General features: G+C 63.5%; 17 protein-coding genes. 13 read left to right on the forward strand and 4 right to left on the reverse strand.

Going from position 1 to position 15,979, the window contains the following annotated elements; all coding sequences use genetic code 11:
- Nucleotides 1-71: 71 nt before the first annotated feature.
- From thiL to ACMZ6R_RS08535, 7 genes are all read left to right on the forward strand, one after another.
- Nucleotides 72-1,034, forward strand: a complete 963-nt coding sequence (thiL, locus tag ACMZ6R_RS08505; RefSeq protein WP_416110496.1) for a thiamine-phosphate kinase — start codon at nucleotides 72-74, stop codon at nucleotides 1,032-1,034.
- 3 nt (nucleotides 1,035-1,037) lie between these two features.
- Complete coding sequence (locus ACMZ6R_RS08510) at nucleotides 1,038-1,898, forward strand: DMT family transporter (protein WP_416110497.1); 861 nt, start codon at nucleotides 1,038-1,040, stop codon at nucleotides 1,896-1,898.
- 13 nt (nucleotides 1,899-1,911) lie between these two features.
- Entirely contained in the window at nucleotides 1,912-2,319 is a 408-nt protein-coding gene (gene tsaA / locus ACMZ6R_RS08515; RefSeq protein ID WP_416110498.1) for a tRNA (N6-threonylcarbamoyladenosine(37)-N6)-methyltransferase TrmO, read from the forward strand.
- Nucleotides 2,320-2,435: 116 nt separating this feature from the next.
- Nucleotides 2,436-2,699, forward strand: coding sequence for a hypothetical protein (locus ACMZ6R_RS08520; RefSeq protein WP_416110499.1), 264 nt, complete (start codon nucleotides 2,436-2,438; stop codon nucleotides 2,697-2,699).
- A gap of 67 nt (nucleotides 2,700-2,766) precedes the next feature.
- Nucleotides 2,767-4,113, forward strand: a complete 1,347-nt coding sequence (locus ACMZ6R_RS08525; protein ID WP_416110500.1) for a YihY/virulence factor BrkB family protein — start codon at nucleotides 2,767-2,769, stop codon at nucleotides 4,111-4,113.
- A gap of 77 nt (nucleotides 4,114-4,190) precedes the next feature.
- Nucleotides 4,191-4,994, forward strand: coding sequence for a sulfite exporter TauE/SafE family protein (locus ACMZ6R_RS08530; protein WP_416110501.1), 804 nt, complete (start codon nucleotides 4,191-4,193; stop codon nucleotides 4,992-4,994).
- Between the two features lie 202 nt (nucleotides 4,995-5,196).
- Nucleotides 5,197-6,441, forward strand: coding sequence for a NupC/NupG family nucleoside CNT transporter (locus ACMZ6R_RS08535; protein WP_416110502.1), 1,245 nt, complete (start codon nucleotides 5,197-5,199; stop codon nucleotides 6,439-6,441).
- A gap of 94 nt (nucleotides 6,442-6,535) precedes the next feature.
- Here the strand turns inward: ACMZ6R_RS08535 and ACMZ6R_RS08540 are convergent, their stop codons facing one another.
- Complete coding sequence (locus ACMZ6R_RS08540; protein ID WP_416110503.1) at nucleotides 6,536-7,249, reverse strand: hypothetical protein; 714 nt, start codon at nucleotides 7,247-7,249, stop codon at nucleotides 6,536-6,538.
- Nucleotides 7,250-7,747: 498 nt separating this feature from the next.
- On the opposite strand from ACMZ6R_RS08540, the gene ACMZ6R_RS08545 reads away from it, so the two are divergent.
- Nucleotides 7,748-7,924 carry a hypothetical protein gene (locus tag ACMZ6R_RS08545; protein WP_416110504.1) on the forward strand — a complete coding sequence of 59 codons (177 nt, stop codon included), beginning with the start codon at nucleotides 7,748-7,750 and terminating at the stop codon, nucleotides 7,922-7,924.
- A gap of 4 nt (nucleotides 7,925-7,928) precedes the next feature.
- Here the strand turns inward: ACMZ6R_RS08545 and ACMZ6R_RS08550 are convergent, their stop codons facing one another.
- Entirely contained in the window at nucleotides 7,929-8,624 is a 696-nt protein-coding gene (locus ACMZ6R_RS08550) for a potassium channel family protein (protein ID WP_416110505.1), read from the reverse strand.
- A gap of 61 nt (nucleotides 8,625-8,685) precedes the next feature.
- The gene (locus tag ACMZ6R_RS08555; RefSeq protein WP_416110506.1) at nucleotides 8,686-9,675 is read right to left on the reverse strand and encodes an HD-GYP domain-containing protein; all 990 of its coding nucleotides are present in this window, start codon (nucleotides 9,673-9,675) and stop codon (nucleotides 8,686-8,688) included.
- 234 nt (nucleotides 9,676-9,909) lie between these two features.
- Between ACMZ6R_RS08555 and ACMZ6R_RS08560 the strand changes: the two genes are divergently transcribed.
- The 5 genes from ACMZ6R_RS08560 (at nucleotide 9,910) to ACMZ6R_RS08580 (ending at nucleotide 13,859) form a co-directional block, all read left to right on the forward strand.
- Nucleotides 9,910-10,527, forward strand: coding sequence for an SOS response-associated peptidase (locus tag ACMZ6R_RS08560; protein ID WP_416110507.1), 618 nt, complete (start codon nucleotides 9,910-9,912; stop codon nucleotides 10,525-10,527).
- 299 nt (nucleotides 10,528-10,826) lie between these two features.
- A complete protein-coding gene (umuD, locus tag ACMZ6R_RS08565; protein ID WP_416110508.1) occupies nucleotides 10,827-11,249 on the forward strand; it encodes a translesion error-prone DNA polymerase V autoproteolytic subunit in 423 nt (140 codons plus the stop codon).
- An 8-nt stretch (nucleotides 11,250-11,257) separates the two neighbouring features.
- The gene (locus ACMZ6R_RS08570; RefSeq protein WP_416110509.1) at nucleotides 11,258-12,544 is read left to right on the forward strand and encodes a Y-family DNA polymerase; all 1,287 of its coding nucleotides are present in this window, start codon (nucleotides 11,258-11,260) and stop codon (nucleotides 12,542-12,544) included.
- Between the two features lie 17 nt (nucleotides 12,545-12,561).
- Complete coding sequence (locus tag ACMZ6R_RS08575; RefSeq protein WP_416110510.1) at nucleotides 12,562-12,729, forward strand: hypothetical protein; 168 nt, start codon at nucleotides 12,562-12,564, stop codon at nucleotides 12,727-12,729.
- 32 nt (nucleotides 12,730-12,761) lie between these two features.
- Nucleotides 12,762-13,859, forward strand: a complete 1,098-nt coding sequence (locus ACMZ6R_RS08580) for a nicotinate phosphoribosyltransferase (RefSeq protein ID WP_416110511.1) — start codon at nucleotides 12,762-12,764, stop codon at nucleotides 13,857-13,859.
- Between the two features lie 397 nt (nucleotides 13,860-14,256).
- Here ACMZ6R_RS08580 and ACMZ6R_RS08585 read toward each other — a convergent pair whose 3' ends face one another.
- Nucleotides 14,257-15,909, reverse strand: a complete 1,653-nt coding sequence (locus ACMZ6R_RS08585) for an AMP-binding protein (protein ID WP_416110512.1) — start codon at nucleotides 15,907-15,909, stop codon at nucleotides 14,257-14,259.
- Between the last annotated feature and the right edge of the window lie 70 nt (nucleotides 15,910-15,979).

A 15,979-nucleotide genomic window follows, 5' to 3' on the forward strand; every position in this document is an offset into this window, starting at 1 on the left:
CGGGGGAGGGGACCCCTTTTTTCAAAAAGGGTTCCCCTCCCCCGGTTCCTCCTCCCCCCGCACATCACACCATGCCGCACTTACGCTCCGAGGATGATTTCCTGGCTTTGGTCGACCGGCATTTCCCGCGTGGCGGGGAGACGGTGGCGCTTTCGCGCGGCGACGACGCGGCGGTGATTTCCTGTCCCGACCGGATGTGCGTCACCACGGATCTTTTTTTGGAGGACGTGCATTTCCGGCGCTCGTACTTTTCGCCCGAGGATGTCGGGTACAAGGCGCTGGCCGTCAACATAAGCGATGTGGCCGCCATGGGCGCGCGACCGCTGGGGTTCGTGCTGGGGCTTGTGAGTCCTGGCGAGACCGACCGGGAGTATTGGAACGAGGTCCTGGCGGGCATGGCCGAGTTGGCGGGAGCGTATGCGTTGCCGCTGGTGGGTGGTGATTTGAGCCGGGGCGACAAGGTCGGGCTGACGGTGACCATCTGGGGCGAGGCCGGGCCGTCGGGCCGGTTCCTGACCCGGGGAACGGCCAAGCCGGGGGATATTTTGTTCGTTGTGGGGGAAATCGGCCTGGCCAGGGTGGGGCTGGCTCTGCTGGAAAAGGACGGGCGTAGCGCCAGGGAGTCTTTCCCGGCCGCCGTGGCCGCCCATCTGCGCCCGGTTCCCCGGGTGGACGAGGGGGGCATCCTGGCCGAGATACCAGGGGTCACGGCCTGCATGGACGTGTCCGACGGCCTGGCCAGGGACCTGCCCCGCCTGTTGCCGCCGGGGATGGGGGCGGATCTTTTCCTGCCGCCGGGGATGCTGCATCCCGAGGTGACGGCCTATGTCGCCGGGCATGGCCGGCAGCCGGAGAAAGAGGCGATTTTCGGCGGCGAGGATTACGCGCTCGTGGCCAGCGCCACGCCCGAGGGCTGGAAAACGGTGCGCGCCGCCCTTCCCGGGGCGAGCCCCATCGGCATGGTAGGCGGCAAGCCGGGCTATACGCTCAACGGCGCGCCGTTCGCCATGAACGGCTTCGATCATTTCGGATAAATCATGGGACTGCTGTTATTCGGGGCGACGTGCATCAGTTTCGCCGCCGTGTTCGTCAAGCTGGCCGGCGTCGCCACCTCGGTGTCCGCGTTTTACCGGCTGCTCATCGGCGGGTTGGCGCTCTTGTCGCTTTTGGCCGCGACAAAAAACCTTCCGGCGTTTCGCCGGGCGATGTCCTGGCCGGCGGCCGGCTGCGCCGTTTTTTTCGTGTGCGACCTGTTGTGCTGGCATGCCAGCATCGCCCGGGTGGGACCGGGGCTGGCCACGCTGGTGGCCAATTTCCAGGTGTTCGCCCTGACGGCCGTGGCCGCCGTGGCCGGTCGCCGATTGCCCCGACCGGGATTCCTGGCTTCCATGGGGCTGGCCCTTTTCGGGCTGTACCTTGTGGTGGGCAGAAATTTCGCCGCCCAGTCGTCCGATTTCCACCTGGGCGTGGGCTACGGTCTGGCGGCGGCGGTTTTTTACGCGCTCTTTATCCTGACCCTCAAAAAGGCCGTCACCGACCAGGGCCGGGCCGGCCCCATGGCGACCATGGCGGTGCTTTCCTTTCTCGGAGCGGGGCTGCTTGTTCCGGTGGTCGCCGCGACGGATGCGGGTTTCGCCCTGCCGGGGCTCCAGGCGGTCTGGTCCCTGGTCGCGCTCGGCATCCTGGCCCAATGCCTGGGCTGGCTGGCCATCTCCAGCGGTCTGGCCGGCGTGCGTCCCGCCCTGGCCGGGCTCATCCTGCTGCTCCAGCCCACGCTGTCGTATCTTTGGGACGTGGTCTTTTTTGACAAAGCCACCGGTCCGGTGGAACTATGCGGAGTGGTACTGGCCCTTGGCGGCATCTATCTCGGTTCCGTCCGCTTCGCCGACAAACCTTAAAGGAGCGTTCCCCATGGACCTGACCCTTCGCGTACTCGGCACGGTGCGCTCGAAGCTTACCGATCCGGCCACGGCCCCACGCTTCGAGACCGAAAACGCCCCCCGCGCCGAACTGGTCCTGAACCCCGCCTACCACGCCACGGCCGAATCCCTCGAGGTCGGGCAGGAAATCCTGGTCTTCACCTGGCTCCACCTGGCCGACCGGTCCTGCCAGCAGGTCCATCCCCGCCGGGACAAGACCCGTCCCCTGACCGGCGTCTTTTCCACCCGCTCGCCGGACCGGCCCAACCCCATCGGACTGCACAAGGTGCGCATCGCCGCCATCGACGGCGATACCATCACCGTCGAAGCCCTGGAGGCCATTGACGGTACCCCGGTCATCGACATCAAACCGCTGGCCGACCGTCAAAAAAATACCTGAGTGCAACAGGCAACAATCCGCGCGGCCATGTTTTTTCCGTCCAAGGCTTGCCGAGCACCGGGGAAATGCTTTAGCAAAACCGCTGTCGACCACCGATCCCACCAAAGGAGTCCCGCATGTCCACCAAAGTTGAGCACGTCAAAAAGGTCAACGCCGTCGTCTGCGCCTATTTCGCCCATACGGGCTACCTGACCCGGGAGGAAGCCAAGGAATTATGCGGCCTCGACGAGACCCATTTCGAGGAAGCCTACGCCAAGGCCGGCAACATCTTCAGCAAGATCGGCACCGAGCCGGACAAGGGCGTCAGCAAGCTGTTCGACCACCTGTCCAAGGAAGTCGACGAATACATGAAGCACATCAGCGGTTACGGTATCGCCTAAGCGCCGCTCCCGCCGTGCCTGCGACCCGGAAGCGCCTCCGGGTCGCAGCGGCCGGCACGACGTTACCGTGCCCGAATCCGACGCTTCCCATCACGCCGCATCCCTGGCGGCCGCCATCGGCCGGGCCTATGCCACGGGCCGCGTCCCGGACCAGTGTTCCCTGCCGGCCTGGTTGGGGCCGGTATTCCACGCCCTGCGCTCGTTTCTCAAAAACCATGGACTGAGTCTTGCCGCCGCGCTGTCCTACACCACGGTGCTGTCCATCGTGCCGTTTCTGGCCGTGGCTTTTTCCGTGGCCAAGGGCCTCGGCTTCTACGACTCGCCCCAGATCCGCGACCTGCTTATGCGCGTCACCGCCGGCCGCGCGGAAGTGGTGGAGCAGATTCTGCTTTACATCCAGAACACCAACGTCAAGACACTCGGGGCCATCGGTACGGTGCTGTTGCTGGTCACGGCCGTGTCCCTGGTCTCCACCATCGAGGGCGCGATAAACGCCGCCTGGGACATCGGCGTCAAGCGCAGCCTCGTTACCCGCTTCACCAGCTATCTGCTTTTGATCATCATCTGCCCGCCGCTGCTTTTCGCCGCCGTAAGCGCCATGGCCGCGGTCCAGGACGCAAGCCTCACCCGCAGGCTGCTGGAATTCTCCCTGGTCCAGGACGTCGAGCGCATTGTCTTGTCCGTGGCCCCGGTGCTCATCGTCTGGACGGTCTTTTTCGTGCTCTATCAGTTTTTGCCCAACACCCGGGTCAAACCACGATGCGCCGTTATCGGGGCGCTTTGCGCCGGCACGCTGTGGCAGCTCGTGCAGTGGGCCTACATCAAATTCCAGTTCGGAGCCGCCGGCTACAACGCCATTTACGGCAGCTTCGCCCAGATTCCCTTGCTGCTCCTGTGGCTCTACATCAGCTGGGCCATCGTGCTGCTCGGAGCCCAGATCAGCCACACCGCCCAACGCTACGGCGTTTTTTTACGCCAGTCCCGGGCCGACGGCCTGGCCCAGTCCCACCGTCACGCCCTGGCCCTTTTTCTGCTTCTGCTCGCCGCGCGCGCCGCCGCCAAACGCCGGCTGCTCCCGGACATCACCCGCCAGGCGGCGCTCCTGGGCCTGCCCGAACCGACCGTGGCCGGACTGTGGGAGGCCATGGCCGCATCCGGGCTCGCGGTCGCGACCGCCGAAGCGGGTGGCCACACCTTCGTCCTCCTGGCCCGGACGCAGGACGTGACCATGGCCGACGTGGCCCGGGCTCTGGACGGGGACGACGCCCCGCCTCCGGCCGGTCTGGTCCGGGACTACCCCCTTCTCGCACGGCTTTGCACCCTGGCCGGCCAGTCCGACCGCACGGAAAGCCTCGCTTCCCTAGAAGCACGCTTCGCGGCGGACCTGGACGCGGCCCTTCCCGCCCAAATATAACGCAACCTCTTTTCTTTCCCGACTTTTTCCGTTACAGGCAACCTCCAGCCCTATCAGTACCCGCAAGGAGTTTCGCCATGCCGTCCGTTTCGTTCTGGCTCGCCTATCTCGCGTTCGGTTGCGCCGCCGGCATCATCGCCGGCCTGCTCGGGGTGGGCGGAGGCATCGTCGTCGTTCCGGCCCTGTATTTCCTTTTCACCGCCCAGGGACTGCCCCATGCGCACATCATGCAGATGGCGCTCGGCACTTCGCTGGCCACCATCGTCTTCACCTCCGTGGCCAGCTTTCGCGCCCACGACAAGCGCGGCGCGGTGCGCTGGGACATCTTCAAAAGCATCACCCCCGGCATCCTCATCGGTTCGCTTCTGGGAGCCTGGGTGGCGGCCCAGCTGTCCACCAAATTTCTCAAGGGATTTTTCGTCGCGTTCCTGTACTACGTCTCCATCCAGATGATCCTCAACATCAAGCCCAAGCCCACGCGGAGCATCCCGGGAACGGCCGGCATGTTCGCCACAGGCGGCGGCGTGGGGCTCATCTCCAACATGGTCGGCATCGGCGGCGGCACCATCACCGTGCCGTTTATGACCTGGTGCAATATCCCCATCCACGTGGCCGTGGGTACGGCCTCGGCCATCGGCTTTCCCATCGCCGCGGCCGGGGTCATCGGCTATATCGCCAACGGCCTGGGCAAGGCCGACCTGCCGGGCATGAGCATCGGCTACATCTACCTGCCGGCCCTAATCGGCATCGTGGCCACCAGCATGCTGACGGCCAAATACGGGGCCAAACTCGCCCACGCCCTGCCCGTGGGAACGCTCAAACGCGTCTTCGCCCTGTTCCTCCTGGCCATGGCCACGCGCATGCTGTGGAGTATGTTTTAGGGGGAGTGAGGAAAGAGAATGCGAGAGGGGAAACCCTTTAAAAAGGGCAGTAGCCCCTCTCGCGCTCTCCCCTTCCTAAACTTCTTAACGTTACAAATACTTTTCCAGTAACGCACTATTACCATTAGAAGTCTTTGGAAGGGGGCCCGGGGGGAACCTTTCTCCAGAAAGGTTCCCCCCGCCTCTTCAAAAAGGAACGTCCATGGGACAAAGCCTGCTTGGGCTGGCGGCGCTCGTTCTGGTCGCCATGGCGCTCAGTGAACGTCGGGGTGTGATTCCCTGGCGGTTGGTTCTGGGGGGATTGGGGTTGCAGGCGGCCATCGCCGTCTTCATGCTCAAGGCGCCGTTTCTGCGCGGCCTGTTCATGGCCCTAAACGCCCTGGTCGCGGCCATGGACGAGGCCACGCGCGCCGGCACGGCCTTCGTGTTCGGCTACGTGGGCGGCGGTCCGGCCCCTTTTGCCGTCACCGACCCGTCTTCGGCGTTCATTCTCGGCTTTCAGGCGCTGCCCCTGGTCATCGTCATCGCGGCTCTTACCGCCCTGCTCTATTACTGGAAAATCCTGCCCAAGGTGGTGCGAGGCTTTTCGCTGGTGCTGGAAAAGAGCATGGGCATCGGCGGGGTGCTTGGGGTGGGTTCGGCGGGATGCGTCTTTCTGGGCATGATCGAAGCGCCGCTTCTCATCCGCCCCTACATGGAGCGCATGACCCGAAGCGAACTTTTCGCCATGATGGCGACAGGCATGTCCTGCATCGCCGGGACCATGCTCATGCTCTACGCCACGGTGCTCAAATCCGTCATTCCCGACGCCGTGGGGCATATCCTCACCGCCTCGGTCATCCACGCCCCGGCGGCGCTGGTGCTGGCGGCGCTGATGATTCCGGAGAGCGAGCCGCCGACACTGGGCCGCAAGCTGCCCCCCTCGTCGGCCTCGGGAGCCATGGACGCCATCGTTTCGGGCACGGCCGACGGGCTGAAGCTCTTCTGGAGCATCGTGGCCACGCTGCTTGTGTTCGTGGCCCTGGTCAAGCTGGCCAACATCATGCTTGCGCTCTTTCCGGAAGTGGCCGGCGCGCCGCTGACCCTCGAGCGCATGCTCGGCTACGTGCTGGCCCCGGCGGCCTGGCTGCTCGGCGTGCCCTGGGCCGAAGCCGCCACGGCCGGTTCGCTGCTGGGCACCAAGATCGTGCTCAACGAATTCATCGCCTTCATCGACATGGCCAAGCTGCCGGCCGGGACGCTCTCCGAGCACAGCCGGCTGATTCTGACCTACGCCATGTGCAGTTTCGCCAACTTTGGCAGCGTGGGCATCCTGCTCGCCGGGCTCACCTCGCTTTGCCCGTCGCGTAAGCACGAGATCACGGCCCTTGGCGGCAAGGCGCTGGTAGCCGGCGTACTGGCCTCGCTTATGACCGGAACGGTGGTGGGAATCTTGTCGTCGTTTTAAAAAAGGCGGCAGGCGCCCGGGGAAGAAGCCTCGCGCGTTGTCGAACGGACTTTGCCCTCCAGTTCTATCCGCTCCCGTCTTTCTCCCTTACGGTTCAGCGCAAGAGGAGGCGGTCAAGGCCATATGTCAAAATGACGCTCAGAATACACGATGCCACTGTTTCTGGGAAAGAATTCGCTCCAAGAATATGCTGGCCGATAAAAAGTGCCAGAACAGCAATTGATACAAAAATAGCTAGAATTGAGACAATGCGCATTTTGAGAATCTGTCCTTTCGTCTTCCGGTTTTTTTCATAAATACCGACAAGACGATCGATACGATCTTGCACATACTCAAAAAACTCATTCTCATCATTCTTAAGAATCCAATGAGCATTTTGGTTCTCGACCTGCTCCAATTGCTCAGGAGTAGCTAAAAAGTAGCCGCGCTTGGAATACATTGCGACAGGCAATTCCGTTGGATCAGGCCACTCTTTACGGATTTCACTGAGGACATGAAAGCCTCGTGGAATCCACGCCTCCTGAACAATACTACGTGTCCGTTCCAACTGGGCGGTCAAATCCTGTAAACTTTCCTTGGCACGGGCTTCACGCTCCGCCTGATCAGGTGGTATGCGGTCAGCAGGCCGCCAAATATCAAGCAGCACAAGGTCTGGGCTTTGATTTAGTGCAAATAGCTTCTTGAGTTCATCAACAAGATTATTTGCATTATCAACTTCGAGAACCTTAAAATGTTCAGGCCTGGAAGTAAATTCCTCTCTGCATTCAGCTTCATCGTCAGCTATAATAATATTCTTGACTTTTCCCATCATTTTTTCCTTTGTCGCAATAAACATAAAAAACAAGAATGAATCGATTATAACAAAAAAAGTGCAGCCCCGTAAATAACCATCACACCATCCATCAATTTTGCGCTAACGAAAGCCGCTGGGATTGCATCACATAGAAGCGAGTCCTGACAAGCGGTCACGGGAGCCAATCCCTTCAGGCATAGGCCAAAACTCCCTTGGCTCGTTTTCGGAGCGCGGGAGAAGGAAAAACGGAGACTGCAGGAAAAGGAGACTTGGGGAATGAGGGGAATGTGCTGCTGTGACGGGAGGCGAGAGGGGGACAAGCGCATCATTTGACAAAAACGAGGCACCGCACCAATACCATGGGAACGTCCGCGCCTCTCAAAAGAGATGCGTTCTGTCCTCCCTGAAACATGGCATTTCTACTATAATAGCGTCAAAATACTACAGTCAGACCATGCACGCCGCCGTCCCGGGCCGATCCCGCCGATCCTTGGGGGAAGCGCCAGCCCCGCAATGCGGCAAATCCCCGAACAAACGGACTACGGCTTCATCCACGGCCACACCAAGGCCCCGGACGTGGCCGCGCACGCCAAAGACCCGCGGGCCAAGCGAGCGGTCATCGAGGCCCTGGCCGTGGCCGAGCTCGTGCGCGCTTTCGGCCTGTGCGAACGTCTGGCGCGCGAAAACTAGTCTCTCACGGCTCGGGATCGCCCTGCTTGGCCGCCACATGCAGCCCCACCAGCCGGGCCATGAAAAAGACCAGATAGAACTGGCCGAGCAACCCTTCCAGAATGGCAAGGACCTGGGCCACCGGGGAAAGCGGTACGATATCGCCATAGCCGATGGTCATGAGCGTCACATAGCTGAAGAAAAAAAGCAGGCGGTCGGTCATCTCCGGCGACAGGGGACCGGGGTGGACCGTGAAGGCGAACGCATCAGGAATGAGCCTGTTTACAAGACCGTAGAGCAGAAACCACATGGCCCCCATGAAGAGGTAGACGCAAAGCCCGCCCAGCACGGTGTCCAGGTTGACCCGCCGCTGCCGGGCCAGATACAGCGACAGCGCCACGCCCGTCAAAAGGACCACCACCGCGCCCAGCGCGTCGCAGGTCACATCCCAAAAAACGCCCTTGATGAGGTGCTTTGCCAGCACGCTCAGGACGCTGACGATCGTCAGGGAGAAAATGGCGGGATAGAGCCTACTATGGCGCACCCCATGGACGGAGGCAATGAGCAGCATCAGGAAGAAGATGTCCTGGAACACGTCCGTGCCCGGACCCGTCAAAAACGGCGAGGCAACGATCTGGGCCAAAAGGGCGGCAAGCAGGATATGGAAGCGATTGCCCGAACGCGACGACGCGATGGTGGCGTTGATCGGCGGCTTGACCATGCGACTCCTCCCTGTCTTCCCGGCTACGCGATCCCCGACCCGGCCGCAACCACCCGCGCCGTCACAACAAGGCCGCGCCGCTTAAAAGCATGACAAAACGTTTGTAGAGTTCGAGGTCGAAGGAGCCGGCCATCTCGTGGCGCATGATGGAAAGCGCTTCGAAGGGGCGCACCGCATCGGCGTAGACGCGCCTGGAGGTCAGCGCGTCGTAGACGTCGGCCAGGGACACGGCCCGGGCGTGCAGGGGCACGGCCTCGCCGGAACGGCCGCCGGGATAGCCCCGCCCATCCATCTTTTCGTGGTGCATGAGGATGCACTCCCGGGCCAGGCGCGACAGGGAAAGCGGCCGGCAGTAGCGCACGCCGAGGACGGGATGCTCCCGGATGGCCAAAAACTCCTCGGGCATCAGGCGGCCGGGCTTGCGCAGGATGGAGGCATCCACCGCCTCCTTGCCGCTGTCGTGCAAAAGCGCCCCCACCCCGGCCTGGATCAGCGCCGGTTTGGGCAGGCCCAGGGACTTGAGCAGAAACAGCGTGTAGACAAAGACATGCACCCCATGGCTGTAGACGTCGTAGTCATGGGACATGAGCATCCCGATGCGGGCAAGCCCCGCCTCGGTGGCCAAAAAGTTCACGCAGTCGCGCACGTAGGCCCCGAACAGCCGGCCGTGCCTGTCGGAAACGCCCTGGGGCAGCCGCGTGCGCAGCAGATCCCGGACGATGTCGCAGCAGTTGTGATAAAAAACCGCCGCCTTGTGCTCGGTCGCCATGTCCGGGGACAACAGCGCCCCACCCAGGTGCCGCCGCATATAGCCCCGGTAGCGCTCCCGCTCCTCCCGGTGGATGTAGACCAGCGACACGCCATATTCCGCCAGAAGCCTGCGCCGATCCCGGGTGACCGCCTCACCGCTGTGGGCGAAAAGGGTGTGGGTGTCGCCATGGCGCAGATAAATCTCGAAGTCCCCGGCGGCATGGGCGAAAAGATGCGTCAGCGGAATCGGCTGGAATTCGCTTTCCAGGTCGAGTGGCGGCGGCGGCGGCAATGCGGTCATACGGTCATGCGGCGTTTGACTTTGTTACAAAATGGCGCTCCGCCATCCCGGTCGCCCCTTCGGTCGGCCAGAAAACATTTGTGTTTGCGGCAAATTGGCGCATTGTATTGCTTATTGGTCGGTTTTATCATCCACCCCTAGCAAAAGACGGGCCGCCCCTCCGCCGTTCCTGCCTCCTTGCCAGCCCGGGACCGGACTGCCATGATCGCGCCCCACACATAAGGAGGACACGCCATGTGCGGCAGATTTGCCCTGGCCGTGCCGCGACGCCTGGTGGCCGAAGCCATGGGCGTGCCGGACATGCCCCAAAACATCCCGGACCGGCCGGAGATCACCCCCGGCGAACTCGTCGAGGGCATCTTCGCCGCCCGGCAAACCGGACGACACATGGCCGGCCTGTTTCGTTGGGGATTTCTCCCCTCCTTCGCAAAATCCGACCGGCCCCTGCGCCCCATGATCAACGCCCGGGCCGAAACCGCCCTGGACAAACCCTCCTTCCGGGGCGCCATCCGCTACCGTCGCTGCCTGTTGCCGGCCCAGGGCTTCTACGAATGGCGCACGGACCCGGGCGGCGGCAAAACCCGCTTTTTCGCCACCCTGCCCGAAACACCCGTCATGGCCCTGGCCGGCATCTACGAACGCACCCTTACCCCGGAAGGCGAGGCCCGCGACACCGTGGCCATTCTCACCCGGCCCGCCGCCTCCGCCATGGCCGCCATCCACGACCGCATGCCGCTCATCCTGCCGCCGGAGATTTTCCGGGACTGGCTCGATCCGCTCCTGACCGAACGCCAGGACGTGGCCCCGCTTCTGGCCACGCCGCCGCCTGAGTTGCAGCTGGTGGAGGGATAGTGTGGGAGAGAGATCCGGCAGGAGAGGCTCTGCCTCTCCTGCACCTCTCCGCCGGGGGACTTGATGTCCCCCGGACCCCCTTTTACCGGGCTGGGATGGTGGGCGGAGGTGGAGTCGGGAGAGGACGGGACGAGGGATGTTTGTCGCCGCAACGGGAATGGACAGAAAATGAGCGCTCTTTTAGGATAGCAAACGGCACCCCCTTCTCAAAACTATATGGGGGGGCCGGGGGGCCCTCGGCACCCCGGCGGTGGGGTCCAGGGGGGGCGGAGCCTCCCCTGGCCGCCGGAGGCTCACAAGTGAAACTTGATATATGCGGATTCGAGCGGCGCGCGGAGCTGGGGCTGCCGCTCTACCTGTCCACGGTCCCGGCGGGGTTTCCGTCGCCGGCCGAGGACTACATCGACAAGAAGCTCGATCTCAACGAGCAACTGGTGCGCCATCCGGCGGCCACCTTTTTCGTGCGCGTGGACGGCAACTCCATGCGTGACGCCAGGGTGGCGTCCGGCGACATTCTGGTGGTGGACCGGGCCGTGGAACCCCGCGACGGACATATCGTCATCGCGGCCCTCGACGGCGAGCTGACGGTCAAGCGGCTGCGGCGCAAAAACGGCCAGGTATTGCTTGTGCCCGAAAACCCCGACTATGCGCCGGTGGCCGTCGGTCCCGAGGCATCCTTCGAAGTCTGGGGCGTGGTCACCTACATCATCCACAAGGCATAACGCCCGCCATGTCCACGGTTTTCGCCCTGGTCGACTGCAACAACTTCTACGCCTCCTGCGAGCGGGTCTTCGCGCCGTCGCTTCAGGGCAAACCCATTGTGGTGCTTTCCAACAACGACGGCTGCGTCATCTCCCGCTCGGCCGAAGCCAAGGCGGTGGGAGTACCCATGGGCGCGCCGGCCTTCAAGTGCCGGGACCTTTTCGCCCGCCGGGGAGTGACGGTTTTTTCCTCCAATTACGCCCTCTACGGCGACATGTCGGCCCGGGTCATGAGCGTGTTGACCCGCATGGCCCCACGCCTGGAAGTCTATTCCATCGACGAGGCTTTCCTGGACCTGACCGGGCTTCCCGGCGGCGCGAGCGACCATGCCCGCCACATCAAGGAGACGGTCGGCCGTTGGACGGGCATCCCGGTTTCCGTCGGCATCGGCCCTACCAAGACGCTGGCCAAGCTGGCCAACCGGGCGGCCAAGATGCGGCCGGAATGCGGCGGGGTGTTCGATTTTTCGGCTCTGCCCGATCCTGGCCCCCTGCTCGAAAGCGTGCCGGTTGCGGAGGTCTGGGGCATCGGCCGCCGCCACGGGGAAAAGCTGGCCAAATACGGCGTGGTCAACGCCCGCCAGTTCCGCGACCTGCCCCAGGTGTTCGTGCGCCGGCACATGACCGTGCAGGGCGTGCACACGCTGCTCGAGCTGCGCGGCTTTTCCTGCATCGACCTGGAAAAGGCCTCGCCGCCACCGCGCACGCTCATGTCCTCGCGCTCCTTCGGCGAGGCGGTGACGACCCTGGAGCCGCTCTCTGAGGCCGTGGCTTCCTATGTCGCCCGGGCGGCCGCCCGTCTGCGGGCAAGGCGCCTCGTGGCCGGGGGAATCGAAGTCTACGTCCGGACCTATGCCGACGCCTCGGGACGCCCGCCTTCTTCCGACATCGCCGCCGCCGCGCCCAAATCGCCCACGGCCCACACCGCAACGCTCATCGCCCTGGCCCAAGCCGCCCTGTCCGGCATCTTCCGGCCCGGCCAGCGCTACAAGAAGGCCGGGGTGATCCTCACCGGCCTCGAGCGCGAATCCGGCCGCCAGCTTTCCCTGCTCGACCCCGAGCCGGCAAACGCGACCCGCGATGCCCGGCTCATGGCCACCCTGGACGCCATAAACGCCAAATGGGGCCGCGACACGCTGCGCTGCGCCGCCCAGGGAGCCTCGGCCACGGGACAATCCTGGGCCATGCGCCAGAACATGCGCTCCCCGCGCTACACCACCGTCTGGGCCGAACTGCCCGTGGTGACCGCCGGCTGACCGTTCCCGGAGGCTTCATGGACCATTCCGACCTGCTGCATCTGCTCTATCTGCTGCTGCTTTTGGCGGCGCTCGTGGCCATGCGCTGGCTGCCCCGGTTCAGGAACAGCCGCGACTGGCGTCTTTTCCGCTCCAATGGTCACGAAAAGAAAGAAAAACACCCGAATCGGCCGCATTGCCCTTGAACCACCTGCCATTAAAGGATAAAATAAGTATTATGCACACGCTGCCCGAAAGCCCGCAGCCCTATGCGGACAAATACTTCCTTCGATCCCGGCAGATCCTGGAGGCCGAAGGCCTCAACCCCATCGCGACCATGCAGGTGTTTTTCCGGGACGGACCGGGGAAGTTCGCCGGCATAGACGAAGCCGTGGCCGTGTTCCGGGCCTTTTCGCCCCTGGCCGACCATGGCGGGGAAATCCTCGCCCTGCCCGAGGGCGCGGATTTTTCGCCCCTTGAGCCGGTCATGCACATTACCGGGCCGCTTCTGGATTTCATCGAGCTGGAAACGCTCTATCTCGGCATCGTCAGCGCCGCCACGTCGCTTGCCTGCGGCCTGCCCGAACCCACGACGCGGGAGGTCGCGGCCAAGGCCGCCGCCATCCGCGAACTGCTGCCGGACACGCCGCTGATGTATTTCGGCGCGCGGCACTGGCACTGGTCGCGGGAGGAAGCGTTTTGCCAGGCCGCCGTCAGCGCGGGCTTCGATTCCTGCGCCACGGACGCCGGAGCCAGGGCCGCCGGCCTATCCCAAGGCGTCGGCACCATTCCCCACGCGCTGGTCCTGGCCTTTGCCTCCCGGGTCGGCCGGGAGCACGCCACGCGCGAAGCCACCATCGCCTTCGACCGGCACATCGAACGCTCCTGTCCCCGCATCGCCCTGGTCGACACCTTCAACCACGAGGTCGACGATTCCCTGGACACGGCCGGAGCCCTTGGCCAACGGCTCGACGCCGTGCGTCTGGACACGGCCGGGGAATGCATCGGGCAGGGAGGCGTCGCCTTCGACGGGCGCACCTATCAGACCGGTCCCGGCGTCACCGTGGCCAGCGCCCTGGCCGTGCGCCGGGCGCTCGACGCGGCCGGACACGACACGGTGGATATCGTGCTTTCAAGCGGTTTCGGAAACCTGGAGAAGGTGGCGGCCTTCGCGGCGGCCCGACGCGAACACCCAAGGCTCTTCGCGTCGCTCGGCATCGGCGGGCTGTTTAAATCCTACGCCGCCACGGCCGACATCGTGCGCGTGGGCGGAACCGAGCTGGCCAAGACCGGCCGGGCCTTCCATGTCAATCCGCGTTTGGTCAGGATGCTATAGGGCGTAACCGGGGGGAAACCTTTCTGAAGAAAGGTTCTCCCCCCGGGCCCCCTTTCCAAAGACTTTTAATGATAACAAACTTTTACCTCTCTCATCCCACAAGGCGGAAAATTGAGGAGGGAGAAAACGCAAGAGAGGTCCCTCTCTTTAAGGGGAACCTACTTGCAGCCGTTGTGCTGGCTGGGCTTGTCAGGCGGCAGCAGGAAAAAAAGCACGGTCAAGACAACGCCGACGCCTGCGACCACGAGCCACAGCAAGTCAGTTTTGCTCATTTTCCAGTTTCTCTGATCTCACTTTGAAAAATTCTCCGTCACCCCTTTGAAAGTTTTTGAAAGGGGTCCAGGGGGAAACTTTTTTCAAAAAGTTTCCCCCTGGCCGCCGGAGGCATCTTCTCTCTCTATATCTCCCTATTCGCATCGCGGGCGCGGATCTCGGCCCGCTTGATCTTGCCACTGATGGTCTTGGGCAGTTCGTCCACGAAGTCGATGACGCGCGGGTACTTGTAGGGCGCGGTTTCCTTTTTCACGTGGTTTTGCAGCTCCTTGGCCAACTCGTCGGACGGATCGTACCCGGGAGCCAAAACCACGGTGGCCTTGACCGCCTGGCCGCGCACGGGATCGGGCACGCCGGTCACCGCCGCCTCGACAACGGCCTTGTGCGTGATGAGCGCGCTTTCCACCTCGAACGGCCCGATGCGGTAGCCGCTCGACTTGATGAGGTCGTCGGTGCGGCCGAGGAACCAGTAGTAGCCGTCTTCGTCCATCCAGGCCTTGTCGCCCGTGTGGTAGTAGCCGTTGATCACGACCGAGGAAGTTTTTGCCGGCTCCAGCAGATAGCCGGCGAAAAGCCCGACGTTCTTGTCGTCCTCGAGCCCGATGCAGATTTCGCCTTCCACGCCCGTCGGGCAGGTATGCCCCTCTTCGTCGAGGAGCGTCACGTTCCAGCCCGGAGCCGGCCGGCCGATGGAACCGGGCTTGGGCTCCATGCAGGGAAACGTGGCGATTTGCAGACAGGTCTCGGTCTGGCCGTAGCCTTCGTAGATGGGCAGCCCCGTGATCTCCTTCCAGGCCCGAAACACGCCGTCGTTTAAGAGCTCGCCGGCGGTGGTGCAGTAGCGCAGCGCCGACAGGTCGTATTTCTTGAGGTCCTCGCGGATGAGGAATCGGTAGACCGTGGGCGGGGCGCAAAAGGTCGTGACCTTGTGCCTGCTCATGATCTCGAGCAACTCCGCCGGATGGAACTTGCCGCGGAAATCCCAGACAAAGATCGTGGCCCCGGCCATCCACTGGCCGTAGAACTTGCCCCACACGGCCTTGCCCCAGCCGGTGTCGGCCACGGTGAGGTGAATGTCGCCGGGCTCCAGGTTGTGCCAGTAGACGCCGGTCGGCATGTGGCCCAGGGCGTAGGCGTGGGTGTGCTCCACCATCTTGGGCATGCCGGTGGTGCCGGAGGAGAAGAAGATGAGCAGCGTGTCCTTGCCGCCGGGGGCGTCGGCGGTCCGGGGAAAGACGTCCGAGGCGGCGGCGCGGATGGTTTCGTAGTCGAGCCAGCCCGCCGGCATGGGGGCCTCGCCCACATGGATGAGGACGGAAAGCGTCGGACAGGTCGGCCGGGCGTCCTCCACCCGGGAGACGACCGAATCCTCGGCGATGATGGCCTTGATGCCGGCATAATTGACCCGGAAGTCGATATCGTGGGGGGTGAGCAGGTTGGGCGAGGGCACGGGCACGGCCCCGAGCTTGTGCAGCGCCAGCATGGTCACCCACCACTCCAGCCGACGGTAGAGGATGACCATGACGCGGTCGCCCTTCTTGAGGCCCGCGTCCTTGAAGGCATTGGCCATCCGGGCCGATTCCTTGCTGAAAAAGGCCAGGTCGAAATCCCGGCGGGTGCCGTCCTTGTCGATATGGATCATGGCCGGGCGGGTCGGGTCCGCGGCGGCCTCGGTGTCGAGAAAGTCGAAGGCGAAATTATAGTTTTCGGGCACGGAGACGGACACGGTCTCCAGCAGTTCACGATACGTTTGGGGTCGCAGTTTGGCGACAGGCATGGTCTTGGGCTCCAAGGGCAATAGGTTGGTGTCGCGTGAAACGCTTTGGCATGGATCGACTCGGCCGGAC

Source organism: Solidesulfovibrio sp. C21, assembly GCF_047785625.1.
Classification (GTDB): domain Bacteria; phylum Desulfobacterota; class Desulfovibrionia; order Desulfovibrionales; family Desulfovibrionaceae; genus Solidesulfovibrio.

Excerpts from the sequence above, each read along its gene's own strand:
- thiL (WP_416110496.1), top strand. The coding sequence starts at position 72 with ATGCCGCACTTACGCTCCGAGGATGATTTCCTGGCTTTGGTCGACCGG.
- ACMZ6R_RS08510 (WP_416110497.1), top strand. The coding sequence starts at position 1,038 with ATGGGACTGCTGTTATTCGGGGCGACGTGCATCAGTTTCGCCGCCGTG.
- tsaA (WP_416110498.1), top strand. The coding sequence starts at position 1,912 with ATGGACCTGACCCTTCGCGTACTCGGCACGGTGCGCTCGAAGCTTACC.
- ACMZ6R_RS08520 (WP_416110499.1), top strand. The coding sequence starts at position 2,436 with ATGTCCACCAAAGTTGAGCACGTCAAAAAGGTCAACGCCGTCGTCTGC.
- ACMZ6R_RS08530 (WP_416110501.1), top strand. The coding sequence starts at position 4,191 with ATGCCGTCCGTTTCGTTCTGGCTCGCCTATCTCGCGTTCGGTTGCGCC.
- ACMZ6R_RS08535 (WP_416110502.1), top strand. The coding sequence starts at position 5,197 with ATGGGACAAAGCCTGCTTGGGCTGGCGGCGCTCGTTCTGGTCGCCATG.
- ACMZ6R_RS08540 (WP_416110503.1), bottom strand. The coding sequence starts at position 7,249 with ATGGGAAAAGTCAAGAATATTATTATAGCTGACGATGAAGCTGAATGC.
- ACMZ6R_RS08545 (WP_416110504.1), top strand. The coding sequence starts at position 7,748 with ATGCGGCAAATCCCCGAACAAACGGACTACGGCTTCATCCACGGCCAC.
- ACMZ6R_RS08550 (WP_416110505.1), bottom strand. The coding sequence starts at position 8,624 with ATGGTCAAGCCGCCGATCAACGCCACCATCGCGTCGTCGCGTTCGGGC.
- ACMZ6R_RS08555 (WP_416110506.1), bottom strand. The coding sequence starts at position 9,675 with ATGACCGCATTGCCGCCGCCGCCGCCACTCGACCTGGAAAGCGAATTC.
- ACMZ6R_RS08560 (WP_416110507.1), top strand. The coding sequence starts at position 9,910 with ATGTGCGGCAGATTTGCCCTGGCCGTGCCGCGACGCCTGGTGGCCGAA.
- ACMZ6R_RS08570 (WP_416110509.1), top strand. The coding sequence starts at position 11,258 with ATGTCCACGGTTTTCGCCCTGGTCGACTGCAACAACTTCTACGCCTCC.
- ACMZ6R_RS08575 (WP_416110510.1), top strand. The coding sequence starts at position 12,562 with ATGGACCATTCCGACCTGCTGCATCTGCTCTATCTGCTGCTGCTTTTG.
- ACMZ6R_RS08580 (WP_416110511.1), top strand. The coding sequence starts at position 12,762 with ATGCACACGCTGCCCGAAAGCCCGCAGCCCTATGCGGACAAATACTTC.
- ACMZ6R_RS08585 (WP_416110512.1), bottom strand. The coding sequence starts at position 15,909 with ATGCCTGTCGCCAAACTGCGACCCCAAACGTATCGTGAACTGCTGGAG.